This window comes from Actinoplanes sp. NBRC 101535 (assembly GCF_030269225.1).
Classification (GTDB): Bacteria; Actinomycetota; Actinomycetes; order Mycobacteriales; family Micromonosporaceae; genus Actinoplanes; species Actinoplanes rectilineatus.
On record NZ_BSSY01000003.1, the window covers coordinates 266,920 to 290,828 of the forward strand.

The 23,909-nt window shown below is 70.6% G+C and carries 22 protein-coding genes; 15 read left to right on the top strand and 7 right to left on the bottom strand.

What is annotated here, in order from left to right:
- The first annotated feature begins 26 nt into the window (after nt 1–26).
- On the top strand, nt 27–257 hold the full coding sequence (locus QSK32_RS10250) for a hypothetical protein (RefSeq protein ID WP_285471742.1): 231 nt from the start codon (nt 27–29) through the stop codon (nt 255–257).
- Nucleotides 258–516: 259 nt separating this feature from the next.
- Nucleotides 517–2,259, top strand: a complete 1,743-nt coding sequence (locus QSK32_RS10255; protein WP_285471906.1) for an RNB domain-containing ribonuclease — start codon at nt 517–519, stop codon at nt 2,257–2,259.
- 182 nt (nt 2,260–2,441) lie between these two features.
- On the opposite strand, the gene panB is transcribed toward QSK32_RS10255, so the two are convergent.
- Nucleotides 2,442–3,272 carry a 3-methyl-2-oxobutanoate hydroxymethyltransferase gene (gene panB, locus QSK32_RS10260; RefSeq protein ID WP_285471743.1) on the bottom strand — a complete coding sequence of 277 codons (831 nt, stop codon included), beginning with the start codon at nt 3,270–3,272 and terminating at the stop codon, nt 2,442–2,444.
- Nucleotides 3,273–3,375: 103 nt separating this feature from the next.
- A complete protein-coding gene (locus QSK32_RS10265; protein WP_045743506.1) occupies nt 3,376–5,151 on the bottom strand; it encodes an NAD+ synthase in 1,776 nt (591 codons plus the stop codon).
- Between the two features lie 113 nt (nt 5,152–5,264).
- Here QSK32_RS10265 and glnA point away from each other — a divergent pair, with 113 nt between their 5' ends.
- The gene (gene glnA / locus QSK32_RS10270; protein WP_045743507.1) at nt 5,265–6,617 is read left to right on the top strand and encodes a type I glutamate--ammonia ligase; all 1,353 of its coding nucleotides are present in this window, start codon (nt 5,265–5,267) and stop codon (nt 6,615–6,617) included.
- Between the two features lie 332 nt (nt 6,618–6,949).
- Here the strand turns inward: glnA and QSK32_RS10275 are convergent, their stop codons facing one another.
- Nucleotides 6,950–7,969, bottom strand: coding sequence for a hypothetical protein (locus QSK32_RS10275; RefSeq protein ID WP_285471744.1), 1,020 nt, complete (start codon nt 7,967–7,969; stop codon nt 6,950–6,952).
- A complete protein-coding gene (locus QSK32_RS10280) occupies nt 7,966–8,598 on the bottom strand; it encodes an RNA polymerase sigma factor (RefSeq protein WP_045743508.1) in 633 nt (210 codons plus the stop codon). Before QSK32_RS10280 ends, QSK32_RS10275 begins: the two co-directional genes overlap by 4 nt.
- A 161-nt stretch (nt 8,599–8,759) precedes the next feature.
- Between QSK32_RS10280 and QSK32_RS10285 the strand changes: the two genes are divergently transcribed.
- The 4 genes from QSK32_RS10285 (at nt 8,760) to QSK32_RS10300 (ending at nt 13,589) form a co-directional block, all read left to right on the top strand.
- A complete protein-coding gene (locus QSK32_RS10285; RefSeq protein WP_045743509.1) occupies nt 8,760–9,185 on the top strand; it encodes a DUF350 domain-containing protein in 426 nt (141 codons plus the stop codon).
- A gap of 157 nt (nt 9,186–9,342) precedes the next feature.
- Nucleotides 9,343–9,792, top strand: a complete 450-nt coding sequence (locus QSK32_RS10290) for a GNAT family N-acetyltransferase (RefSeq protein ID WP_045743510.1) — start codon at nt 9,343–9,345, stop codon at nt 9,790–9,792.
- Nucleotides 9,793–9,801: 9 nt separating this feature from the next.
- Complete coding sequence (locus QSK32_RS10295) at nt 9,802–10,587, top strand: type 1 glutamine amidotransferase (RefSeq protein ID WP_045743511.1); 786 nt, start codon at nt 9,802–9,804, stop codon at nt 10,585–10,587.
- Nucleotides 10,587–13,589 (top strand): bifunctional [glutamine synthetase] adenylyltransferase/[glutamine synthetase]-adenylyl-L-tyrosine phosphorylase, encoded by a 3,003-nt coding sequence (locus QSK32_RS10300; protein ID WP_045743512.1) that lies wholly within the window; start codon nt 10,587–10,589, stop codon nt 13,587–13,589. The genes QSK32_RS10295 and QSK32_RS10300 overlap by 1 nt, the downstream gene beginning before the upstream one ends.
- Before the next feature lie 12 nt (nt 13,590–13,601).
- Here QSK32_RS10300 and QSK32_RS10305 read toward each other — a convergent pair whose 3' ends face one another.
- A complete protein-coding gene (locus tag QSK32_RS10305; RefSeq protein ID WP_285471745.1) occupies nt 13,602–14,300 on the bottom strand; it encodes a hypothetical protein in 699 nt (232 codons plus the stop codon).
- Between the two features lie 386 nt (nt 14,301–14,686).
- Nucleotides 14,687–15,130 carry a MarR family winged helix-turn-helix transcriptional regulator gene (locus QSK32_RS10310; protein ID WP_045743514.1) on the bottom strand — a complete coding sequence of 148 codons (444 nt, stop codon included), beginning with the start codon at nt 15,128–15,130 and terminating at the stop codon, nt 14,687–14,689.
- An 85-nt stretch (nt 15,131–15,215) separates the two neighbouring features.
- Here QSK32_RS10310 and QSK32_RS10315 point away from each other — a divergent pair, with 85 nt between their 5' ends.
- Nucleotides 15,216–15,422, top strand: a complete 207-nt coding sequence (locus tag QSK32_RS10315; protein WP_285471746.1) for a hypothetical protein — start codon at nt 15,216–15,218, stop codon at nt 15,420–15,422.
- Between the two features lie 103 nt (nt 15,423–15,525).
- On the opposite strand, the gene QSK32_RS10320 is transcribed toward QSK32_RS10315, so the two are convergent.
- Entirely contained in the window at nt 15,526–17,067 is a 1,542-nt protein-coding gene (locus QSK32_RS10320; RefSeq protein WP_045743516.1) for a hypothetical protein, read from the bottom strand.
- A gap of 57 nt (nt 17,068–17,124) precedes the next feature.
- On the opposite strand from QSK32_RS10320, the gene mptB reads away from it, so the two are divergent.
- The 7 genes from mptB (at nt 17,125) to QSK32_RS10355 (ending at nt 23,906) form a co-directional block, all read left to right on the top strand.
- Nucleotides 17,125–18,498: a polyprenol phosphomannose-dependent alpha 1,6 mannosyltransferase MptB gene (mptB, locus tag QSK32_RS10325; protein ID WP_285471747.1), complete on the top strand. Its 1,374-nt coding sequence runs from the start codon at nt 17,125–17,127 to the stop codon at nt 18,496–18,498.
- Nucleotides 18,416–19,570, top strand: coding sequence for a glycosyltransferase 87 family protein (locus QSK32_RS10330; protein ID WP_285471748.1), 1,155 nt, complete (start codon nt 18,416–18,418; stop codon nt 19,568–19,570). Before mptB ends, QSK32_RS10330 begins: the two co-directional genes overlap by 83 nt.
- A 9-nt stretch (nt 19,571–19,579) precedes the next feature.
- On the top strand, nt 19,580–21,673 hold the full coding sequence (locus QSK32_RS10335; RefSeq protein ID WP_285471749.1) for an esterase-like activity of phytase family protein: 2,094 nt from the start codon (nt 19,580–19,582) through the stop codon (nt 21,671–21,673).
- 166 nt (nt 21,674–21,839) lie between these two features.
- Nucleotides 21,840–22,229, top strand: coding sequence for a hypothetical protein (locus QSK32_RS10340; protein WP_285471750.1), 390 nt, complete (start codon nt 21,840–21,842; stop codon nt 22,227–22,229).
- Nucleotides 22,226–22,924 (top strand): hypothetical protein, encoded by a 699-nt coding sequence (locus QSK32_RS10345; protein WP_045743521.1) that lies wholly within the window; start codon nt 22,226–22,228, stop codon nt 22,922–22,924. The genes QSK32_RS10340 and QSK32_RS10345 overlap by 4 nt, the downstream gene beginning before the upstream one ends.
- A gap of 10 nt (nt 22,925–22,934) precedes the next feature.
- Nucleotides 22,935–23,255, top strand: coding sequence for a hypothetical protein (locus QSK32_RS10350; RefSeq protein WP_045743522.1), 321 nt, complete (start codon nt 22,935–22,937; stop codon nt 23,253–23,255).
- 9 nt (nt 23,256–23,264) lie between these two features.
- Complete coding sequence (locus QSK32_RS10355) at nt 23,265–23,906, top strand: hypothetical protein (RefSeq protein ID WP_285471751.1); 642 nt, start codon at nt 23,265–23,267, stop codon at nt 23,904–23,906.
- Nucleotides 23,907–23,909 lie beyond the last annotated feature (3 nt).

Sequence of the window (23,909 nt, forward strand, 5' to 3'; positions counted from 1 at the left end):
CACCTTCGCAGTCAGGGTCTGCCTCTGTGGTGATTTCGGGCGCTCAGCACGCCCGTATTCACCACAGCCACAACAGCGTGGTGATTTCGGGCGTCCAGCGCGCCCGTATTCACCACAGCCACAACAGCGTGGTGATTTCGGGCGTCCAGCGCGCCCGTATTCACCACAGCCACAACAGCGTGGTGATTTCGGGCGTCCAGCGCGCCCGAAATCACCACACGGATGGGCTTCGCACCCTGACCACGAAACGTGTCTAGCCGACCGGCTCCACCCGTACTATCCGATCCTGCGAGCGGCTTGACCGGTGTTCTCGGTTGCTCGCGAGTATTCGATACAGCGTTGGGCCTCAGCCGGATCCACTCGGTTGATGCCCAACGCTTGTTCCACGGCTCTGCTGTCCAGTGCTGCCGCACAGCCTGACACCGCAGAGCTCGGGATTTCGGGTGCGTTCACCCTCCTACGGGGTGCGGGACGGCGGGAAGTGTCGGTGGGGCCTGGTAGGAATGGGCCGTGCCGATGAAAAGGGTGGTGGCGCCGCAGATCGACTTCTCGGTGCTGCGGAGAGAACTACGGCTGCCGGACGAGTTCCCGGCGGCGGTGCTCGCTGAGGCGGGGGAGTCCGCGCGGGACACGCCGCTGCCCGAGGCGGATCTGACGGAGGTGCCGTTCCTGACGGTCGATCCGGCCGGGTCCCAGGACCTCGACCAGGCGATGCATCTGAGCCGGCGGGACGGCGGTGGTTACCGGATTCGTTATGCGATCGCTGACGTGTTCGCCTACGTCCGCCCGGGCAGCCTGGTCGAGGCGGAGAGCTGGGTGCGCGGCCAGACGATCTATCTGCCGGACGGCCGGGTCCCGCTGCACCCACCGGTGCTCAGTGAGGGCGCGGTGAGCCTGCTTCCGGACGTGGTCCGGGCCGCTGTCGTCTGGACGATCGACCTGGACGCCGCCGGCGAGACGGTGGGTGTCGCACTGGGCCGGGCCCGGATCCGGAGCCGGGCCAAACTCGACTACGCAGGCGTGCAGCAGCAGATCGACGCCGGCACAGCCCCCGACGAGCTGCTCCTGCTGCCCGAGATCGGCACGATCCTGGCCGAGCGAGCCGCCGACCGTGGCGCGGTCAATCTGCCTCTGCCCGAGCAGGATGTCGAACGCGACGGTGACGGCTGGCGCCTGGTGTTGCGCGCGTCCCTGCCGATCGAGGAGCACAACGCCCAGATCTCCCTGCTGACCGGCATGGCCGCCGCCCAGATCATGCTCGCCGGCGGCATAGGCCTGCTCCGCACCATGCCCGCCCCCAAACCGGAGGCCGTCGCCACCTTGCGTGCCGCCGCCGAGTCCCTGGACGTCCCGTGGCCCCCGGGAGCCTCAGTCGGCGCAGTCGTATCCTCGGTCGACCCGGCCAGTCCTCGCGGCGCCGCGTTCCTGGACCAGGCAGCCGACCTGTTGAGGGGCGCCGCCTACACAGCCTTCGGCACCACCTCCGAACCATCGTCCCCGGCAGTCCCGCCAAAGTCGGCAACGCCGGCTTCAGCTGCTCCGGCTTCAGCTGCTCCGGCTTCAGCTGCTCCGGCTTCAGCTGCTCCGGCTTCAGCCGCTCCGGCTTCAGCCGCGCCAGAGATATCGGCATCAGCAGCCCCGAACGCGGTGATCATCGCTCCGGAAAGCCCAGTCTCGACGAACGCAGATGCCGGAAATGCTGCTTCTGGGAACGCTGGCCCTGAAAGCGCTCGTCCTGAAAGTGCTCGTCCCGGGGACACCGGGCCTGGGCGCTCGCCTTCTGAAGGCGCTGGGCCGGGGAGTGGCGGCGGGTTGCCCGCTGAGGTGGGCCATGGTGGGGTGGGGGCGCCCTACGCGCATGTGACGGCTCCGCTGCGGCGCCTCGCGGACCGGTATGCGACCGAGGCCTGTCTGGCTCTGTTCGAGGGACGCCCGGTTCCGGACGACGTGAGGGAGGCGCTGGGACGGTTGCCGAAGACGATGGCGACCACCGACCGGGTGGCGGGAGCGGCCGACCGCGGTGCGATCGATCTGGCCGAGGCGGTGGTGCTGGAACACCGGGTGGGGGAGACCTTCGAGGTGGCCGTACTGGACCGCGACGAGGGCAACAGCAAGCGCCCACCCGGCGGGACGGTGGCCTTGGACGATCCCGCGGTCCGCGCCAAGTGCGCCGGCGACCTGCCACTGGGCCGCCGGATCCCGGCACGCCTCACCGCCGCCGACCCGTCAACCCGAACCGTCCGCTTCGAGCGGCTCTGATCTCCGGCCGTCCGTTCTGAATCGACCGCTCCGAGCGGCTCCGAGCGGCTCCGAGCGGCTCCGAGCGGCTCCGAGCGGCTCCGAGCGGCTCCGAGCGGCTTCGAGCGGCCATCCAGACGCTGGCGCTGGTGGGACGGGGTGGGCTGTGGCTGGGCGGCCCACCCCGTACACCGAGGGAGGGTTTAGAAGGTGTGTTCGGCTGCCGGGAATTCGCCGCCTCGGACTTCGGCGGCGAACTGGCGGGTGGCCTCGGAGAGGGCGCTGTTCAAGTCGGCGTACTGCTTGACGAAGCGGGGCATCCGGCCGGTGCGCAGGCCGGCCATGTCCTGCCAGACCAGCACCTGTGCGTCGGTGTCGGGGCCCGCGCCGATGCCGACGGTGGGGATGGTGAGTTCCTTGGTGATCTGCTTGGAGACTTCGCCGGGGACCATTTCGAGGACCACGGCGAAGGCGCCCGCCTCGGCGACGGCCCGGGCGTCCGCGATGACCTCGGCGGCGTCCTCGTCGCGGCCCTGCACGCGGTAGCCGCCGATGGTGTGTTCGCGCTGCGGGGTGAAGCCGATGTGGGCCATGACGGGAATGCCGGCGCCGGTGATCGCGGCGATCTGCGGGGCTACGCTGCGGCCGCCTTCGAGTTTCACGGCGTGGCAGCCGCTCTCCTTCATGAACCGGACCGCGGTGCGCAGGGCCTGGGTGGGGCCCTCCTCGTAGCTGCCGAACGGCAGGTCACCGACGATCAGCGCGGTGCTCGTGGACCGGACCACCGCCTTGACCAGCGGTAGCAGCTCGTCGACGGTGATCTGCACGGTGGTTTCGTAGCCGTAGACGTTGTTGGCGGCCGAGTCGCCGACCAGCAGGACCGGGATCCCGTTCTGGTCGAAGATCTGCGCCGTGTACATGTCGTAGGCGGTCAGCATCGGCCAGCGGTCGCCGCGAATCTTGGCGTTGAGCAGGTCACGGGTGCGGACGCGGCGGGTTGCTGGGCCACCGTACAAGGTGGGAATCTCCGACATGACGCACTTCTCCCTTCCCTCGAGGCCGCTGAGGTGCGGTCCCCGGGTGTCCGCACATCGTGACACCGGGGACCCCCTGAAAGTCAGGCCTCAGTAAGGGTTTTCACACCCCTTCACGAAACAGGTTGGTAATAGGGAGGCGACGATCGCGGCCGAACGCCTTGCCGGAGATCTTGGTGCCGGGGGCGGCCTGGCGGCGTTTGTACTCCGCGATGTCGATCATGCGAAGGGTCCGGTCGACCAGGGCCGGGTCGTTACCGGCCTCGATCAGCTCGGCCCGGCCCATGTCCTGATCCACGTAGCCGCGGATGATCGGGTCGAGGATCGAGTAGTCCGGGAGCGAGTCCGAGTCCTTCTGGTCCGGGCGCAGTTCGGCGCTCGGTTCCTTGGTGATCGAGTTCTCCGGGATCGGCGCGTCCGCCTGGGTGTTGCGCCAGCGGGCCAGTTGCCAGACCATCGTCTTCGGCACGTCCTTGATCGGGTTGTAGCCGCCGACCGAGTCGCCGTAGAGGGTGGAGTAACCGACCGCCAGTTCGCTCTTGTTGCCGGTGGTCAGCACCAGGTGGCCCTCCTGGTTGGAGAGTGCCATCAGGATCACGCCGCGGACCCGGGCCTGCAGGTTCTCCACGGCCAGGCCCGACAGCGACATGTTCGCCAGGAAGCCGTCGACCATCGGCTGGATCGGCTGCACCCGGTAGTCCAGGCCGGTGCGTTTGGCCAGGTCGGCGGCGTCGTCCTTGGAGTGCTCCGAGGAGTAGCCGCTGGGCAGTGAGACGCCGACCACGCGTTCCGGGCCGAGGGCGTCGACGGCGATCGCGGCGACGACAGCCGAGTCGATGCCGCCGGAGAGCCCGAAGACGACGCTCCGGAACCGGTTCTTGTCGACATAGTCGCGCAGGCCGACGACCAGGGCGTTCCAGATCTCGGCGTCGTCGGACAGCGGCGGGGCGATCTCACCGCGTACCACATCGGGGTTGTGATCCAGATTTTTGGGGATCTCCACCCGCGTGATGGCCATGTCGTCGGGCCGGTCCTGCTCGACTCGCGGCTTCGCCGCATCGGTCTCGCCGGGGGTGTTCGGCGCCGCGTCCGCCTCCGGCAGATCCAGATCGTGTACGAGCAGAGCCTCCGTGAACTGGCCCGCCCGGCAGAGCAGCTCCCCGCTCGGCGACACGATCATCGAGTCGCCGTCGAAGACCAGCTCGTCCTGCCCGCCGACCATGTTCACGTAGGCGATCGTGGCCCCGGCCTCCGCCGCCCGCCGTTGTACCAGGGGGAGACGGACGTCGTCCTTGTTCGCCTCGTAGGGCGACGCGTTGATGTTGACCACGAGTCCCACGCCGGCCCGCCGCGCCGCGGTGAACGGGCCGCCGGCCTGCCAGATGTCCTCGCAGACGGTCAGCGCCACGTCCACGCCACCGATCCGCACCACGGTCAGCGCGGTGCCCGGCTCGAAGTAGCGGTCCTCGTCGAAGACGCCGTAGTTGGGCAGGTGGTGCTTGTAGTAGGTGGCGGCGACCTCGCCCCGGAACAGCAGCGCGGAGGCGTCCCGCCGTCCGGTGCCCGCCTCGGCGTCCGAGCTGATCGCGGCCGGGCCGTCGGCGTCCACATATCCGACGATCACCGGCAGCTCACCGAGGCCGTCCGCGGCCAGATCGGCGGCGAGACCGCGGAGGGCCTGCTGCGAGGCGGTGACGAACGAGCTGCGGAAGACGAGATCCTCGATGGGATAACCGGTCAGCATCATCTCGGGGAAGGCGACCAGGTGCGCCCCGGCGTCTGCGGCCGTCCGTGACCACCTGCGGATCGAGGCCGCATTGCCGGGTATGTCACCGACTGTCGAGTTCACCTGAGCGAGAGCGATGCGCAGCGTTGGCATGGACCTTATTGTTCCCCAATGCCGCGGTTTCAGTTCCGGACCCGGGCCGACCTCACAGGCTCTGGTCAGCGTAGTCTCGGCTCGATAGGTAGACACGGGAACTAGGGGTGGAAGTGGACCGTCAGCAGGAGTTCGTGCTTCGCACGCTCGAGGAGCGCGACATCCGTTTTGTCCGCCTTTGGTTCACCGATGTGCTGGGTACGCTGAAGAGCGTCTCGGTCGCCCCGGCCGAACTCGAGTCCGCGTTCGAGGAGGGCATCGGGATCGACGGCTCGGCGATCGAAGGATTCGCCCGGGTCTACGAGTCGGACATGGTCGCCATGCCCGACCCGACCACCTTCCAGGTCTTCCCGTTCGAGGGCGGGGTCAGCGGCGAGAGCGCCCGGATGTTCTGCGACATCCTGCTCCCCGACGGCAGCGCCGCCTGGGCCGACCCGCGCCACGTGCTGCGCCGCGCCCTGGCCAAGGCCGCCGAGAAGGGCTTCACCTTCTACACCCACCCCGAGGTCGAGTTCTTCCTGATCCAGGACGGCGCGAACGACGGCTCGGTGCCGGTCCCGGTCGACACCGGCGGCTACTTCGACCACACCACCCACGCGGTGGCCCGCGACTTCCGCCGCCAGGCCGTGCTCTCCCTGGAGCGGATCGGCATCTCGGTCGAGTTCAGCCACCACGAGGTCGCGCCCGGCCAGCAGGAGATCGACCTGCGGTATGCGGACGCCCTCACCACCGCCGACAACATCATGACGTTCCGGCATGTGGTCAAGGAGGTGGCCGTCACCCAGGGTGTCCGGGCGACCTTCATGCCGAAGCCGTACACCGACCAGCCCGGTTCCGGCATGCACACCCACCTGTCGCTGATGGAGGGCGAACGCAACGCCTTCTACGACAGCGAGGACCCGCAGAAGCTGTCCAAGACGGCGCGGGCGTTCATCGCCGGCCTGCTGGTGCACGCGCGGGAGTACACCGCGATCACGAACCAGTGGGTCAACTCGTACAAGCGGCTGTTCCCGCTGCAGCTGCCGGACCGGATCACCGAGTCGCCGGCGTTCGTCAGCTGGGGCCACCTCAACCGGTCCGCCCTGGTCCGGGTCCCCGCCTTCGGCAAGCCCAGCTCGGCGCGCGTCGAGGTCCGCTCGATCGACTCGGCGGCGAACCCCTACCTGGCCTTCGCGGTCATGCTCGGTGCCGGTCTCAAGGGCATCGAGGAGGGCTACGAGCTGCCGCCGGGCGCCGAGGACGACGTGTGGTCGCTGTCGCCGGCCGAGCGTAAGGCCGCCGGTTACGAGGCGCTCCCGGAGAACCTGTCCGAGGCGATCGACGTGATGGCCAAGTCCGAGCTGGTCGCCGAGGTGCTCGGCGAGCACGTCTTCGACTTCTTCCTGCGTAACAAGCGGGCCGAGTGGGAGCAGTTCCGCCGCGAGGTCACGCCGTACGAGCGTCAGCGTTACCTCGGCGCGCTCTGAGCGCAGCTCGAACCCATAGCTCGACCGGAGGCCGGGGCGGACGACCGCCCCGGCCTCCGTCTCGTTCAGCGCCGGCGGTCCGCCGTGCTGTGGTCTGCGCCTGTGTTCCGTCACGGTGGTGCTTCTCGTCCGCCTCGGGTAGCCCGGGATACGCCAGACGGCGGCGATCCGGGGATCGCCGCCGTCCGACTGGTTCGGCTGCCTGCGCAGGGTGGGGGCAACCCCGTTGTCAGCCGACCTTACAAGGCATCCGGTGGACCGCCCGTTCCCCAGATCCAGTCCACCGGATGCCGGCTCTCACCGGTGAGGCTCCTGGTCGCCCATGACCTGCCTCACCTCTCCCTCGACCCGCGGTCCGTCCGCACGCCGTCGCCGGCCGACGGGGTGCGGTGTCCGTCCCGCGCGGCGAATCCGGCGGGGATCCGTCCGTTCCGGGCGGCGAATCCGGCGGGGATCCGTCCGTTCCGGGCGGCGAACCCGGTGGTGTCCTGCCCGTTCCGGGCGGCGAACCCGAGGGTGTCCCGTCCGTTCCGGGAGTCGCCGGTCCGCGGATCGCCGTCGCGGGGATGCCCCTCCGAGGGCCGGTCGCTCGACGGTCGGCCGCCGCCGGGACCGTGGCCTCCGGGATCGCTGGTGCGGGGAGCCGCGGACCGGGTGGCATCGGGTGTGCCGTCCCGGCGGAGGTCACCGCAGAAGCGGCCGACCTCGTCCCGCTCGCCGGCCCGGTCGACCAACTCGCCGTAGTACCCGGCGTCGAGCGCCCGATCCCGCTCCTGCTCGTCCTGCCCGGTGAACTCGGTGCAGAGCTGCGCCAGCCGCTGCGGTGTGGCGGTGGCCGACGGTCCCGGCGTCGCGCTCGCCGTCCCGAGGCCCGTCGTTTCCGGACCCGTCGCTTTCTGGCCCGCAGCCTCCCGCTTCGCCTCCTGACCTGCCTCCCGGCCTGCCGACGCCAGGTCGGAGACGGGGGACGAGGCCGGCGGTGCCGCGGAGAACGTGCCGGTGCCGGCCGCCAGGGCCACCCCACCGATCGTCGCCGTCGTCGCGAACGCCGCCGCGGCCACCTTGAGACTCAGCAGCCGTGTCAGAATCGTCGACCGGCGGCGGATCCGCGCGTCGCCGGGGGCGTGGCCCGCTGCCCGGAACGCGGCCACCGCGGCGTCCTCCCCGGCCAGCTCGTGCGGCCGGCCCGGAGCCTGCGCCGCCCGGAGCACCCGGGTCAGACCGTCCGGCAGCGCGGACAGATCGCCCCGCAGGGCGCCCTCCGCCGTCTCCCGGTCCATCGGTCTCCCGCCCTCGGTCGTCCTGTCACGTGCGGCGCCCGGCCGGTGACGGGGGACGCGCTCGCTGGTCATCTCATCTCCTTCAGCGCCGCCGTTGCCGCCGGTGTCACCGGCGCCGTCCAGGTCGCGGATCGGCGCTGCTCAGGAGGCTTGGGATCGCGGGCGGTCAGGCGCTGGGCGAGCTGTCGCAACCCGCGGTACGCCGCGGTGCGGACCGCTCCGGCCCGCCGTCCGAGGATCAGCCCGGTGCTCTTCGCGTCCAGCCCGGCGACCACGCGCAGCATCACCGCCTCGGCCATCTCCGGCGGCAGGGTGGCGATCAGGGCCACCGCCTCGTCGGTGGTGACCAGCTCCAGGGCGCGTTCGGCGGTGTCGTCGCCGGCCCGCAGACCGTCCAGGCCCTCGACCGGTGCGCCGGTCTGCGGACGGCGGCGCTGGGCCCGGAGCAGGTCCATCGCCCGGTGCCGGGCGATCGTTGCGGTCCAGCCCCGGAAACCGTCGCCGTCGCCCGCGAACGAGCGCAGGTCGCGGGCGATCTGCAGCCACGCCTCGGAGGCGACGTCCTCCGCGTCGTCGCCCACCAGGACCCGCAGATATCGCAGCAGCACCGGCTGCTGCAATCGGTAGAGCTGCCGGAACGCGTCCTCGTCGCCGGTCTGCGCCGCGCGTACCACAGCGCCGAGGTCCTCCGGTGCCACCATCACACGACCTCCGCGCCTCTCGCCGATCGCGCCCCCGAGGATGCGGGCACCCGTAGGTACAGCGACACCCGGCCCGAAAACGTCACAGGCTATCGTCCGAACCCCGGGCTAGATCGGCTCCGATACCGTCGTCGGGGAGAACACGCGACAAGGGAGAAGCCGTGCTGCAAGATCTGCTTGAGGGCGCTGGGCGCAGTATCGCGTTCGGCATCGTGGGCATCGGACTGATGGCGGTCGGCTACGTGCTGATCGACCTGCTCACGCCGGGCAAGCTGCGGGACCTGATCTGGGCCGAGCGCAACCCGAACGCCTCGCTGTTGCTGGCGGCCAACCAGTTGGGCATCGCGCTGATCGTCTTCACCGCGATCTTCACGTCGTACGAGTCGTTCGCCCAGGGCCTGGCGTCGACGGTGCTGTTCGGCCTGGTCGGCATCGGCATCATGGGCCTGGCGTTCCTGGTCCTGGACTGGATGACCCCGGGCAAGTTGGGCGAGGTCATCTGCACCCCGGAGCGGCACGGCGGCGCCCTGGTCAGTGCGGCGTCGCACTTCGGCGCGGCGCTGATCGTCTGCGCCTGCATCTCCTAGATCGACGACGGTCGACGGTGGTCGACGACGCTCGAGGGTGGTCGACGACGCTCGAGGGTGGTCGACGACGCTCGAGGGTGGTAGACGACGGTCGAGGGTGGTCGAGGACGAGAAGCGGCGACGAACTACTTTGACGCGGAGTGGCAAGATCAACTTTATGAATCTGGACGAGATCCGCCTGGAGCCGGTCACCGAGGCCAACTGGCGCGAGTGCGCCGCCCTGACCGTGCATCCCGAGCAGAAGCAGTTCGTCGCGGACGTCACCTACTACCTCTGCATGTGCAACTACGGCGATCTGTGGAAGCCGTACGCCGTGACCCGCGACGGCAAGGTGGTGGCCTTCGCGATCTGGGCCGTCGACGACGACGCCAGCCGCTGGATCGGCGGCGTGGTGGTGGACGCCGAGCACCAGCGCCAGGGCATCGGCCGCGAGCTGGTCCGCCAGCTGCGGGACCGGCTGATCGCCGTACCCGGCACGCCGAACGTGGCCCTGAGCTATCAGCCGGAGAACACCGCGGCCCGTGACCTGTACCTGAGCCTCGGTTTCGTGGAGACCGGCGAGACCGACGGTGACGAGGTGGTCGCCCGCTGGACACCGGGCGACTAGCCTCGAGACGTGAGTGGCGCATTAGTCATCGAGAACGACCCCAGTGACGATCTTCGCCGACTGGGCGACTGGCTGACCGAAGCGGGCCTGGACCTCACCGTCCTGCGCCCGCACGCCGGCGACCCGCTGCCGGAGACCCTCGACGGGTTCTCCGCGCTGGTGGTGCTGGGCGGCGGGCAGAACGCCTACCCGGACCCCGGCGGCGAGCCGGGCGCGCCCTGGTTCCCCGCGCTGGAGGGCCTGCTGCGCAAGGCGGTCCGCCACCGGGTGCCGACCCTCGGGGTCTGCCTCGGCGGGCAGATCCTGGCCCACGCGCACGGCGGCCTGGTGGAGCGCAGCACCGCCGGCCCGGAGATCGGTCCCGGGCTGGTCGCCAAGCGGGACGCCGCCGACACGGATCCGCTGTTCAAGTGGGTGCCGCTGCTGCCGGACGTGCTGCAGTGGCACCACGACGAGATCACCGAGCTGCCGGCGAACGCGACGTTGCTCGCCGCTTCCAGCCGCTACCCGCATCAGGCGTTCCGGATCGGTGACCGGGCGTGGGGCGTGCAGTTCCACATCGAGTGCGACGCGGCGATGATCGAGGACTGGAGCCGCAGCGACGCGGCGACGCTCGCCGAACTCGGCATCGACCCCGAGGTGCTGGTGGCGGCGACGTCGGCGGTCCTCGCCGACGTCGAGGAGGTCTGGCAGCCGTTCGCCGTCCGGTTCGCCGCGCTGGCCCTCGGCACCCTGCCGGACGCCGACATCCCCCAGCAGAGCACCGGCCGGACCCTGCCTCTGCTGGGGCACTGATGACCCGGCCGACCCGGCTCGCCCGGTACGGGTTCGCCGACAACGGGGCCAGCGCCACCGACCTGCTCGGCGACGAGGGCCTGCGGATGTGGGACCCGCGGATGCAGGGCCCGGTCGACGAGCGAGCCGCCGAACTGCTGGACGGGCTCTCCCGGTCGGCCGATCCGAACCTGTCGCTGCGCCAGCTGCACCGGCTCGTCGACGCGGTCGGCCGGGCCGCCGAGCGGGGCAACGGCGGCCGGATCGTCGGCCCCGGCGGCGCGCTGACGGTGAACGCGGCGACCGACGAGTTCTTCGTCGAGCTGCACCGCGACCACGGTCTGCGGCGCCGGCTGCTGGCGGTGCTCGGCGCGTCGTCCACGCTCGGCGACAACCTGGTGGCCAATCCGGACGAGTGGCGGACACTGTCGACCGGGCGCAGCGGTCTGCCACCGGACGCCGAGGGCCGGCTGGTGTTCGACCCGGAGACGGGCGTGCCGGGCCTGCGGGCCGCCTACCGGCTGGCGCTGCTGCGGATCGCGGCCGCGGACCTGACCGGCGGGCGGGGACTCGAGCCGACCATGGCGGCGCTGTCGCGGCTGGCGGACGAGACGCTCGCGGCCGCGTACACGATCGCGGTCCTGGGTCTGAAGGGTGTGGCCGAGCCGCGGCTGGCGGTCGTGGCGATGGGCAAGTGCGGCGGCAACGAGCTGAACTACGTCTCCGACGTGGACGTGATCTTCGTGGTGGCCGGTGACGAGGATCTGAGTGCGGGCACCACGATCGCCGCCCGGCTGATCGAGATCTGCGGTCAGGTGGCCTGGCCGGTCGACGCGGCGCTGCGCCCCGAGGGCAGTCGCGGCCCGCTGGTCCGGACTCTGGCCAGCCATCAGGCGTACTACCGGCGCTGGGCCCGGACGTGGGAGTTCCAGGCGCTGTTGAAGGCCCGGCCGGCCGCCGGTGACCTGGCGCTGGCGAGTGAGTGGATCGCCGACCTGGCGCCCCTGGTGTGGCATGCCGCGGAACGCCCGGAGGCGGTCGCCGACGTCCGTGACATGCGCCGGCGGATCATCGACAACGTGCCGGCCAAGGAGGTCGACCGGGAGATCAAACGCGGTCCCGGTGGTCTGCGCGACATCGAGTTCGCGGTGCAGTTGCTGCAGCTCGTGCACGGCCGGGTCGACGAGACGCTGCGCGCCCCGGGCACCCTCCCGGCGCTGCGTGCGCTGGTGGCGGGCGGTTACGTCGGCCGCCAGGACGGCGAGACCCTGCTGCGGGGTTACCGTTTCCTGCGCGGCGTCGAGCACCGGCTGCAGCTTCAGCAGCTCAAACGGACCCACACCGTGCCGGACGACCCGGCCGGTCTGCGCTGGCTCGCGGCGGCACTCGGCTACACCGCGCTGCCCGGTCGCGACGCGGTCGAGGCGTTCCGCTCGGACTGGGTGGGGCACGCCGCCAACGTCCGGCGCCTGCACGTCAAGCTGCTCTATCAGCCGCTGCTCGAGGCGGTGGCCCGGGTGCCCGCCGAGTCGCTGCGGATGACCCCGGAGTCGGCCCGCAAGCGCCTGGAGATCCTCGGGTTCGCCGACCCGGCCGGAGCGCTGCGGCACCTGGAGGCGCTGACCGGCGGTGTCACCCGGACCGCGGCGATCCAGCGCACCCTGCTGCCGATGCTGCTCGAGGACTTCGCCGACGCCCCCGAACCGGATCGCGGCCTGCTCAACTACCGGCACGTGTCGGACAAGCTCGGCAGCACCCCGTGGTACCTGCGGCTGCTGCGCGACGGCGGACCGGTGGCCCGCCGCATGGCCCGGGTGATCGGCCTGTCGAGGTACGCGTCCGACCTGCTCACCCGCGACCCGGAGGCGCTGCGGCTGCTCGCCGAGGACGCCGAGTTGCAGCCCCGCCCCCGGCAGGCGCTGCTCGACGGGTTCGCGGCCGCCGGCGACCGGCACCCCGATCCGGTGAAGGCGATCGCCGCGGTCCGTGCCCTGCGCCGGCGGGAGTTGTTCCGGATCGCCTGCGCCGACATCCTGCGGGAGGGCGGTGACCTGGCCCCGGACCGTCCGCTGGACGTCGACGGGGTCGGCATGGCCCTCTCCGACATCACCGATGCGACCCTGGGTGCGGCGCTGGGCATCGCCCGTCGCGGCCGGCCCGGTCCGGCGGGCCTGCGGTTCGCCGTCATCGGGATGGGCCGCCTCGGCGGGTACGAGATGAGCTACCCCTCCGACGCCGATGTGCTGTTCGTCCACGAGCCGCCGCCCGGTTGTCCCGAGGGGGAGGCCAGCGCCGCCGCCCACGCGATCGCCGAGGAGTTGCGCCGCCTGCTCAACGCGCCCGCCCCCGACCCGGCCCTCGGTGTCGACGCCGACCTGCGACCGGAGGGCCGGCAGGGTCCGCTGGTCCGCAGCCTGCAGGCCTACCAGCAGTACTACGCCCGGTGGTCGCGGGTGTGGGAGGCGCAGGCGCTGCTGCGGGCCCGGTTCGTCGCTGGTGACGCCGAGCTGGGCCGCCGGTTCGAGGCCCTCGCCGACGGCATGCGCTATCCGGAGGGTGGCCTCACCCGCGAGCAGGTGATCGAGATCCGCCGGATCAAGGCCCGGGTGGAGACCGAGCGGATGCCCCGGGGCGCCGACCCGAACACGCACACCAAACTGGGCCGCGGCGGTCTGGCCGATGTGGAGTGGGCGGTCCAGCTGCTCCAGTTGCGGTACGCCCACGAGCAGCCCGAACTGCGCAGGACCCGCACTCTGGAGGCGCTGGACCACGAGTGCCGGACCGGTCTGGTCGGCGCCGCCGACGCGGAGGCGATGGCGGCCGGCTGGACCCTGGCCGCCCAGGTCCGTAACGCGCTCACCCTGGTCCGCGGGCGTCCGACCGATCAGCTGCCCCGGCACGGGGTCGAGCTGGCGGGCGCGGTGCTCCTGCTGGGCGGCGGCGATCCGGGTGAGTTCGTGGACCGGTACCTGCGGCTGACCCGGCGGTCCCGCGCGGCGATGGAACGGGTCCTCGACTCTTGAAAGCCCCCGGTCCTAGCAGGGTTGGGACGTGCCCTTGCCGCGGACGATCCGGTACGCCCCGTCCGTGCCGCTGACCACGTAGGTGATCTGCCACACCGTGCAGGTCTCGTCCAGCCGTCCGTCCGGGCCGTCTCCGGGCTCCTGTTCGCTGCGGAACCGGACGTCCGCCGTGGTGGTGCCGTCGCCGGCGGTGGACAGGGCGTGCAGCACCACCCGGGAGTCGCGGGCGCTGCCGGTGCCCTCGGCGAACGCCGCCATCTGGTCGGTGTCGCGGGGGTCGACCGCGCCGTCCGGGTCGAGTACCCGCCCCACCGCGACGTAGTCCTTGTTGTTGATCCCGGTGAAGTAGGTGTGGAACATCGCCGCGACCGCGGGTGCCCGCTTGTCGGTGACGGTGCGGTCCACGGTGACCAGGGCGGACGCCGAGGGCGTGACGGTGGCCCCGGTGATCGGCGAGAGGCTGACCGGGATGTTCTCCAGGATCGGCTTCCCGGTCACCGGCGGCGGTGGCGCCGTACTCGGCCCGGTGGAGGTGCCGATCAGGCGCGGGCCGCCGATCACCCCCGCGGTGATCAACGCGCCGCCGAGCACGGCCAGTGGCAGCGCGGGCATCAGCCGGGACCGCCGACGGCGCCGGGGTGCCGGGGCGCCGGGGTCGGCGGCTTCCGGGATCCAGGTCACGCCACTCTGATCAGCTTCGGTCTGCGTCATGCGGCTCGGGCCGGCGTGCCGGGGCGCGGCGTTGCGTGGTGCCGGTGGTGTGCCGGACCGGAATCCGGGTGCCGGCGCGGGCCGGGACCGCGGCGGTATCGGGTCCCGGGGGCGGTCTCTCGGCTGCCAGGGCAGCGGCTGGTCCCCGTTGTCCGGCTGCCACGGCTGGCCGCACACCGCACATCGCTCCGGCGTATCGGCGTTGTCCTCGCCGCAGTTGACGCAGTTCCACACGAGGATCCAGTGAATCGGTTGTCCCGGCCGTCCGTATCGTCCGCTTCGGGCAACGATTCTGCTGATCAACCGACCCGGGTGACGGCTTATCGTCCGGTTTACGGCCGGTCCTCATTCGATCGGATGACGCCGGGCTTGCGCGGCGGGCGCGGTCAGGTCTGTGGTGTGGCGGCGGCGATCACCCGGGTCAGGGCGGCGTGCACCGATCGCAGGTCCTCGACGGGCATGCCGAGGCGTGCCACCACGGCCGGGGGGATCCGCTCGGCGTCGGCCCGCAGCGCGCGACCACTGTCGGTCAGCGTGATGGCGAGGCTGCGCTCGTCGGCCGGATCCCGCCGGCGGCGCAGGTAGCCGATCGCCTCCAGCCGTTTCAGCAGCGGGGAGAGGGTGCCCGGGTCGAGTTGCAGCAGCTCGCTGAGGCGGCGCACGGAGAGCGGGGCATGCTGCCAGAGGGCGAGCATGACCAGGTATTGCGGGTGGGTCAGGCCCATCGGCTCCAGCAGCGGGCGGTAGATCGCCACCACACTGCGCGCGGCGACCGACAGGGCGAAACAGACCTGTTGTTCGAGTGCCAGGGGGTCGTCCGGATCACTCACTGGCGTGCCTCCTCATGTCATTGGGTATTCTACCGATAGTTGGTGCACCAACGATTGGCCCACCAAGTTTCTGAGGAGTCGCGCCGTGTCCAGGTTCTCGGGCTGGTTCCACCGCACGTTCGACGACTGGTTCTTCCGCTCCATGATCGGCCCGGCGCAGACCAAGGGCGCTGTCCAGGGTTGCGACGAGTTCGCCCGCGAGCAGTGGAAACGCGACCTGGAGAACCGGAAGCGCTTCACCCGCGAACAACGCGAACGCAAGCGTGCGGAGCGCGAGGCCAGGCGGTCCTGACTTTCTGGTACGCGTCGACGGGAGTCCCGGCCTGGCACTGGCCGCGACCTGCGTTCCGGCGCAAGCGACTGCCGCGACCGCCGGGTCGTCCGGGTCGTCCGGGTCAGAACAGGCTGCTGGTCACGGTGTAACGGCCCGGAGCCGGGACCCGGACCGTCGTCCACTCGCCGTCCGCGGTGACCGACGCGCCCCCGGAGGCGGTGAACCAGCGGTGGTGGCGAATGCGCAGGGACACCGGTCCGGCGGCCGGGGCGTCGAAGGTCAGCGTGGCGGCGTCCTGCGACACCAGGGTGGCCGGGGCGGCGACGATCGGGCGGGCGGACGCCACCTCGTAGAGCTTCCAGTCCGCGTCGGACCAGATCAGCGACAGGTAGGGGAGACCGGCCGTGACCATCGCGGCCTCCGCCCGGCCGGGCCAGGACAGCTCCGCCGACGGAACCGCCACGTACTGGACGGCCTCCTCGTGCAGCCATTCCTCGTAGGACGACGGCGTCAGATCCACCCCGGTCCCCGAAGCCCCCGGGACCACCGTGAAGAACAGCGGGTTGCGGTCGATGTCGGCCTGCCGCAGCCAGCCGCGGGCCAGCGGGACCGGCCCCATCGACGCCGCCTCCCAGTAGGCCCGGGTCGGCGGGATCTCCACCCGGCCGGTCAACGGGCGGGACGCCAGCTGGTCACGCAACGGGCGGAAGTAGGAGTCCGCCACGGTCGGGTTGCCGAGGTCGCGCAGATCGCCGACGACGACCGGCTGCTGCCACCAGATCACCGCTCCGATGAGGACGGCCAGCACCGCGCCGGGCCGGGGCACCAGCCGGTGGGCGAGCGTCGCGTAGGCGGCCAGCACCGGGACGCCGAACATCGCGGCGAGACGGGTCGCGTTCAGGCCGACCGGGGTGTGGATCAGCGCCGCCGCCAGCACCCCGGCCGACGACAGCAGAGCACCGAAGCGGACCGCCCGGATCGGGACGAAGGCGGCCACCACCAGGCCGGTCAGCATGGTCCGGACGGTGTCGGCGCGGCTGATGTTCATCCAGCCGCCGTCGCCGAAGAGCAGCGACGTCACCGCCAGCGGCAGCGCGGCCGGCACCCCCAGCAGCAGCCCGTCACGGTACCGGCCGGTCAGCACGAGGGCCGCTCCGGCGAGACCGGTGAACAGACCGGCGACCGGGCTCGTCGCGGCGGCCAGGAACGCGGCCGCACCGGCGAGCGGACGCAGGCGTGGCACGGTCAGCAGGACCAGGGCGGCGACCCCCAGACAGATCCCGAGACCGTACGTGACCCGTCCACTCACCAGGTTCCCGGCGAATCCGAGTGTCCCGAGCAGCGCCCCCGCCCACGGCCGGGCCGCCCCGGTGCGCCGGAACAGCACCGCCAGCAGCACCGAGCCCGCGATCATCGCCAGGACGCCGGTCACGCGGACACCGAACAGCGCCATGATCGGCTGGGAGACGAGGCTGTAGCCGAACTGTTCCACCCCGGCGTACCAGCGGAGGTCGACCGGGACGAATCCGTGTGACGCGAAGAACTCGGCCCGTGCCGTCTGGGCCGCGAGGTCGGTGCCCATCGGTGGCAGGAGCAGGAAGACGATGCCGGCCACCGTCGCCAGCAGCGCGGTGATCCATTCCAACCGGTGCCGGGCCCACATCCCGCCGACAGTACCGGTTCACCGGTGGTAGCAGCCTGTCACGGTAGGGTCCTTGCCATGCCCCGTCCGTTCCTCGTCCGATACACGGGGCTTGCAGGCAGTCTGCTGCTCGCGGTGGCCGCCTGGCTCGGTGGCGCGAGCAGTCCGTGGGAACCCACTGTGACGCCGCGCACGATTCTCGCCGGGCAGAACGGTGTCGTCCTGCCGCTGGCGTGGCTGGCCGGGACGGGTCTGCTGGTCGCCGCCTGGGTGCTCGGCCGCAGGCGGGTGCCGTCGGTGCGCTGGGCCTTCGTGACCGCCGCGCTGTGGGCCGTACCCCTGCTGCCCGTCCTCCCGTTGGGCAGCTACGACGTCTACTCGTACGCCTGTCAGGGATGGCAGCAGTCCGCGGGCTTCGACCCGTACTCCGGCGGTGTCGATCTTCTGGGTTGTCCCTGGGCCGACGCCGTCGCACCCACCTGGCGCTCCTCGCCGGCCCCTTACGGACCGGTGTTCCTGGTCCTGGCGGCGGTCGCGGCGAAGCTGGGTGGCTCGCTGACCGGAGCGGTGGTGTTGCTGAGGGTGATCGCGGTGGCCGGTGTCGTGGTGATCGGTTGGTGTCTGCGTGGCGACAAGGAAGCGGTGTTCCTGGTTCTGGCGAGCCCGCTGGTCCTGGTGCACCTGGTCTCCGGCGCGCACAACGAGGCGGTGATGGTCGCCCTGATCATGGCGGGGCTGGCCATGCGAAGAAGCATGCTGATGATGGGCGTGCTGCTCGGCCTGGCGGTCGGGGTCAAGGCCACCGCGATCGTGGTGATCCCGTTCGCCGTGCTGTTCTTCCCCGGACGTTTCCGGCGCGCGGTGACGATGATCGGTGGGGGAGCGACGGCGGCGCTGGTGGCCGTCTCGCTCGGCTCCGGCCTGGGCCTGGGCTGGATCGCCGGGCTGACCGGCAGCGGCGTCTCGGTGCAGTGGACCGCCCCGTCGACCGCGATCGGCATGACCCTGGAGATGATCGGCGTGCCCGGTGCGGTCGCCGTCACCCGGGTTCTCGGCATGGCCGCGCTGGTCGTGGTGCTGCTCCTGCTCTGGGTGCGGGCGCTGCGCAAGGGCGATCCGCTGCTGCACGCCGGACTGGCGCTCGCTGCCACGGTGCTGCTCGCCCCGGTCTTCCACCCTTGGTACGCGATCTGGCCGCTCGCCCTTCTCGCCGCGACCCCGTGGCGCGACACCCTCTGGCTGGTCGCCCCGTGCGCGGTGGCCGGCGTCCTCTGCCTCCCGGACGGGTACAACCTGGCGCTCGCCACCAAGGCGCAGGGTGCGGTCGTGATGACCGCGCTCGCCGGATATCTAGCGTGGAAAGTTCTGCATGAAGCGAAACAGACAGATCGCGACCGTCGTCGTCCTGACGCTGATCACGGTGGGGATCGTCGTCCTCGCCGCGAGGCGTAACGGGTTCTTCGACTCCAAGGTCTACTACGGCGCGATCCAGTACTGGTTCCGCGGCGACGGCGGCATGGTCTACGACTGGCTGCGGCCCGGTACGCCGTACGGCTTCACCTATCCGCCGTTCGCCGGACTGGTGATGCTGCCGATGGCGTACCTGCCGTTCTGGCCTGTCGTGGTGCTGGCCTGCCTCGGCACGGTGCTCACCACGGCACTGCTGGTCTGGTGGCTGGCCGGCCCGATGATCCGGGGCCGCGGGTGGACCGTCTGGTACGCGTACGCGATAGCCGTGCTTGTGGCCCTGGCTTTCGAACCGGTCCGCGAGACGTTCACTTTCGGCCAGGTCAACACGCTGCTGCTGGCCGTGGTCGCCTTCGACATGCTCTTCGGCGTGGCCAAGGACAGCCGCTGGGCGGGTGTCGGCATCGGACTCGCCACCGCGATCAAGCTGACTCCCGGCGTCTTCATCCTGTACCTGCTCGTGACGCGCCGGTGGCGGGCGGCGGCGACCTCGATCGGTGCGGCCGCCGCGGCGACCCTGCTGGCCGCGGCGATCTTCCCGAACGAGTCCCGCGAGTTCTGGTTCTCCGCGCTGCGCGACACCAACCGGGTCGGCCAGCTGCACTTCCTGTCCAACCAGTCGGAACGCGGGTTCCTGGCCCGGCTGCCGCTGGACGCCGTCGAGGCGCAGGTGTGGCTGGTCTGCGTGGTCGTCACTCTGGGCTTCTGGGCCTGGCGGGTGGCCCGGTCACCGCAGGACGTGATCGGCGGGCTGGCGCTGACCGGCGTGCTGGGCTGCCTGCTCAGCCCGGTCACCTGGATCCACCACTGCGTGTGGCTGATCCCGGCGCTGATCCGCTGCTTCGAGCACGGTGGACGGCAGCGGAACCTGGCGATCGCGGCTTACCTGCTGATGACGTCCCGGCTGACCTGGCTGTGGGAGAACCGTCCCCGGCCGCCGCTGGAGATTCTCGGCGGCAACATCTATGTCTGGTTCAGCCTGGCTCTGCTGATCTGGACACCGCTCGGTACCCGGCGTTCGTCTGACGTCCATGAGACGGACAAGATCACCACGTAGGCAGAGCGCATGTCTCTCCGCCGTACCTCGTCGGCGCTCGTGTCCGTCCTGGCCCTGGCCGCAGTGGGCGCTGTGCCCACCGCGGCGGCCGCGCACGGTCGCGCCGACGGTTTCACCCGACTCTCCACGTTCCCGGCCTATCTGAACTCGTCGATCGGCGACACCGCGGCGGCCGAGATCTCCACGGTCACCGAGGACGGCCGGACGGTCGTCTACACCGACAGCCCCGGCAAGCGTCTCGGCTTCGTCGACATCACGAACCCGTCCAAGCCGCAGCCTGCCGGGACGCTGGCGATGGGCGGTGAGCCGACGTCGGTTGCGCATCTCGGCGGCCTGCTCCTGGCCGCGGTCGCCGACGGACGGCTCGTTGTCGTCTCGGCATCGCGCAAGATCGTCAGGACGATCGACCTGGGCGGCCAGCCCGACTCGGTCGCCGTCGCGCCCAGCGGCCGTTACATCGCCGTCGCCATCGAGAACGAGCGCGACGAGGACGTCAACGGCGGCGCCCTCCCGCAGGGTCCGGCCGGCTACCTGGCCGTGATCGACGCCAAGACGTGGAAGCTCACCAAGGTTGCGCTGACCGGGCTGTCCACGGTCGCGCCGACCGACCCGGAGCCGGAGTACGTCAGCATCAACTCCCGCGACGAGGCCGTCGTCTCGCTGCAGGAGAACAACCACCTGGTGGTGGTCTCCCTCGCGACCGGAAAGATCAAGAAGCACTTCACCGCGGGCGCGGTCACCGTGTCCGGCGTGGACACGGTCGACGACGACCGGATCGCGCTCACCGGCTCGATCACCGCGAAACGCGAGCCGGACGGCGTCACCTGGATCACCGACGAGCTGTTCGCCACCGCCAACGAGGGCGACTACGAGGGCGGCTCCCGCGGCTGGACGATCTTCAACGCGAAGACCGGCGCGGTCGTCTGGGACGCCGGCAACGCCCTGGAGCACATCGCCGTCTCCTACGGGCAGTACCCGGACAAGCGCTCGGACGCCAAAGGCATCGAACCGGAGAACGTGGCGTTCGGTCGCTTCCACGGCGTGCCCTATGTCTTCGTGAACTCCGAGCGCGGCAACTTCACCGCCGTCTACGACGTGTCCAACCCGCGCAAGCCGAAGTTCACCCAGCTCCTGCCGACCACGAACGGTCCCGAGGGCGTCGTCGCGGTGCCGTCCCGTGGGCTGGTCGTCGTCTCCAGCGAGGAGGAGGACGCGTCGATCGGCATCCGCGGCACGGTCCAGGTCTTCGGATTAGGCGCCAATCCGACAAATCAGCTTATCTCGCGGAATGGCATCCCATGGGGTGCGCTTTCCGCGCTCTCCGCCGTGCCCGGCCGCAAGGACCGCCTGGTCAGCGTCACCGACGCCGTCTACACGCCGACCCGTATCCTGGGCCTGACCACCGGCGGCACGATCGACTCGCAGCTGACCGTCACCAAGGACGGCACGCCGATCGGCTACGACGCCGAGGGCATCGTGGCCCGTAAGCAGGGCGGATACTGGCTGGCCGTGGAAGGCTCCGCGAGCACGCCCAACCTGCTGGTCCGGCTCGACGCGAAGGGCCGCGTCCAGGAGGAGATCACCCTCCCCGCCGACGTCGCCGCCACCATCACCACGAACGGCCTGGAGGGCGTCGCCGAATCCGGCACCTCGGTCTGGGTCGCCGTACAGCGCACCCTCAAGGGCGACCCGGCGAACACCGCGCGCATCGGCCGCTACGACACCGTCACCAAGACCTGGTCGTGGCTGCTCTACCCGCTCGACGCCGCACCCACCGGCTGGTCCGGCCTCTCCGAGATCGTCGCCGTCGACGGCAACATGTTCGCCGCGATCGAACGCGACAACCAGCGCGGACCCCTCGCCGCGATCAAGAAGATCTACACCTTCGACGTGCCGCGCACCTGGTCCGGAACACCGACGGTCACCAAGAAACCGGCCAAGGACCTCCTGCCGATCCTCAAGTCCGGCAACGGCTGGGTCCAGGACAAGGTCGAGGGCCTCGCGATCGCCGGTGACGGCCGCACCTACGCCGTGACCGACAACGACGGCCTCGACGACGCCACCGGCGAAACCGTCTTCATGAACCTCGGCAAACTTCTTTAACCCTTCTCGTCGTACGCCGAAAGGGCGCCGGGCGTTCTGTCCGGTGCCCTTTCCTGTGTCTTTCCTATTGGTAATAGTAGTCACGGAAAGTCGCGCCGATTATCTCGCGCGCCTAGATTGTCGGGACTTCTGAACAGGGGTTTCAGGCGATCGAGGGGAGGCTTCTGTGGTGATAGTCCTGTGGGCCTTTCCCGCCGTCGTGGAGTTGGGTGGGGTACTCCTCGTCCATGCCGGGATGCCCGATGTGACGGCCGGCCTTCCGGTCCGCGGGTCCGCCCTCTCGGCTCTCGTCGTGTCGCTGATCGCTGTCACCCTGACCGGCTCGGTTGCCGCCCGGATCGGAGTCCATGGCCGACTGCGCCTGGCCGTCGGGGGCGCGCAGTTCGTCGCCGCCGGACTCACGACGGCTCTCGGCCTCGCGCTGCTGACCAGCGGCGGCGTGCTCGCGGTCTTCACGCTCCTGCTGGCACACGCGGCCCTGTCGATGGCGATGGTCGGCCGTGCGGTTCTGCGCGCTCCCGATGCCCACACCGCAACGAAGGAGCAGGTTCGGTGACCGACGAGATGATGCGACGTCTGAGCCTGTTGCACGCAGAAACAGCCCGGTGGGGCGATCTGGCGGCGACGTTCACCGCGTCGGCACCCCGCCAGGCCGAGGGCAGCGACGAGTCCGGCCGGGTGACGGTGACGCTGGGCGCGAACGGGCTTCCCCGATCGATCCGCGTGCGCAACGACTGGACTCGGTACCTGCGGCCGGACCGTTTGGGCTCGGCGGTGATGGACGCTGCCACCGACGCCCTCCGGCGTGGCATGCAGGACTGGGCGTACGAGCTGGACGACCGCGGATGGCGCGGACGACTACGGGACGTCGAGGACGAGCGATTCCACCGCGAGCCGATCGGGCAGCCGCGGTCCCCGGCCGGCCTTGCCCGGGAACTCGGCGAACTGACCGAGGATGTCATCCGGGCCCTCCAGACGACGCGGTCCGCTGATCAGGAGCAGTCCGCCGAACCGGTGAAGGGAACCGGCGGCGGGGGACACGTTGCCGTGGTCCTGGGCCCAGCGGGGCTGACGGCCTGCACCGTTGACGCCGCGTGGGCCGAACGTAATTCCGGAGACGACATCACCGCGGCCCTGGGCCGGGCTCTTCGTACGGCGGAGGCCGCCGTACCCGCACCACTCACCCGCGGCCCTGACGATCTCCTCGGCACAGCACTCGCCACCCTGCGTACGGTTGCCGACCCGAACTGAGGACAGAGCCATGTCAGACACGCCACCGACCGCGGAGGAAGTCCGCGTTGCCACCGACATCCTCCGTCGTGAGTCCCTGACCTGGGACGACCAGAGCGCCGCATTGGCCGCTCTGAGGGCACGAGTGGACGGGATGGAACTCGGCCGGGTAGAGGCCGGGCTGTTCCAACTCGTGGTTGACCCGTACAACGATGTGATCCGGGCGGTCTCGTCCCGGGCCGGTGAGGGCGCCCGTGCCATGACGGAGATCGGCGACATGCTCGTCAAGGTCGCGGACATCTACCAGGCCGAGGACGAGGCGAACGAGCACTCGCTCCGCGGTATCTATTAGAGGACGGTCATGAGTTTCAGCGTCGCCCAGTTCGAAGCGGTCGTGGCGGAGATCCAGGGCGGTCTCAGCACCTTCTCCGCCGATCTCGACAAGGTCCAGCCGGCCGCCCGGAAAGCGACCGGCCACTGGTACGTCAGTGACAGCGTTGCCGAGGCGGTCCATGCGATCGCCGACAAGTCCGTCGAGGTCGGTAAGGAGATCATCAACTGGATCATCGATCTCCTCAAGGGGACTGTCGCCCCGATTTACATGGCCATCGACGCCTGGAACTGGATGGACATCCGCGGCGAGGCGAACGGTGTCAGCGGCAACCTCACCGACCAGAATCTGTCGATCGACGATTCCGACTGGTCGGGGTCGGCCCGTGACGCCTACGCGACGGTGGTGGCCGCGCAGTCGGCCGCGGCCGCCCGCATCGGTTCGATCGCGATGACCACGTCGGCCAACCTGATCGCCTGTGCGGTTGCCGGGGCGGCGTTCTACGTGTTGCTCGCCGCGGTCCTCCAGAAGCTGATCGCCGCGACCGTCTTCGTCATCGGGGCGCTCGGCAGCATCGCCTTCTCCTGGGTCGGACTGGGAATCATGCTGGAGGAGGCGGCTGTCAACACCGCGGCGATCTGGGCCGGGGTGGGTACCCTGACCGCTTTCTAGGGG

What these genes read in the sequence shown, in the direction of transcription:
- QSK32_RS10255 (WP_285471906.1), top strand. Translation starts at nt 517, where the DNA reads ATGAAAAGGGTGGTGGCGCCGCAGATCGACTTCTCGGTGCTGCGGAGA.
- panB (WP_285471743.1), bottom strand. Translation starts at nt 3,272, where the DNA reads ATGTCGGAGATTCCCACCTTGTACGGTGGCCCAGCAACCCGCCGCGTC.
- QSK32_RS10265 (WP_045743506.1), bottom strand. Translation starts at nt 5,151, where the DNA reads ATGCCAACGCTGCGCATCGCTCTCGCTCAGGTGAACTCGACAGTCGGT.
- QSK32_RS10275 (WP_285471744.1), bottom strand. Translation starts at nt 7,969, where the DNA reads ATGACCAGCGAGCGCGTCCCCCGTCACCGGCCGGGCGCCGCACGTGAC.
- QSK32_RS10280 (WP_045743508.1), bottom strand. Translation starts at nt 8,598, where the DNA reads ATGGTGGCACCGGAGGACCTCGGCGCTGTGGTACGCGCGGCGCAGACC.
- QSK32_RS10290 (WP_045743510.1), top strand. Translation starts at nt 9,343, where the DNA reads ATGAATCTGGACGAGATCCGCCTGGAGCCGGTCACCGAGGCCAACTGG.
- QSK32_RS10300 (WP_045743512.1), top strand. Translation starts at nt 10,587, where the DNA reads ATGACCCGGCCGACCCGGCTCGCCCGGTACGGGTTCGCCGACAACGGG.
- QSK32_RS10305 (WP_285471745.1), bottom strand. Translation starts at nt 14,300, where the DNA reads ATGACGCAGACCGAAGCTGATCAGAGTGGCGTGACCTGGATCCCGGAA.
- QSK32_RS10320 (WP_045743516.1), bottom strand. Translation starts at nt 17,067, where the DNA reads ATGTGGGCCCGGCACCGGTTGGAATGGATCACCGCGCTGCTGGCGACG.
- mptB (WP_285471747.1), top strand. Translation starts at nt 17,125, where the DNA reads ATGCCCCGTCCGTTCCTCGTCCGATACACGGGGCTTGCAGGCAGTCTG.
- QSK32_RS10330 (WP_285471748.1), top strand. Translation starts at nt 18,416, where the DNA reads ATGAAGCGAAACAGACAGATCGCGACCGTCGTCGTCCTGACGCTGATC.
- QSK32_RS10335 (WP_285471749.1), top strand. Translation starts at nt 19,580, where the DNA reads ATGTCTCTCCGCCGTACCTCGTCGGCGCTCGTGTCCGTCCTGGCCCTG.
- QSK32_RS10350 (WP_045743522.1), top strand. Translation starts at nt 22,935, where the DNA reads ATGTCAGACACGCCACCGACCGCGGAGGAAGTCCGCGTTGCCACCGAC.
- QSK32_RS10355 (WP_285471751.1), top strand. Translation starts at nt 23,265, where the DNA reads ATGAGTTTCAGCGTCGCCCAGTTCGAAGCGGTCGTGGCGGAGATCCAG.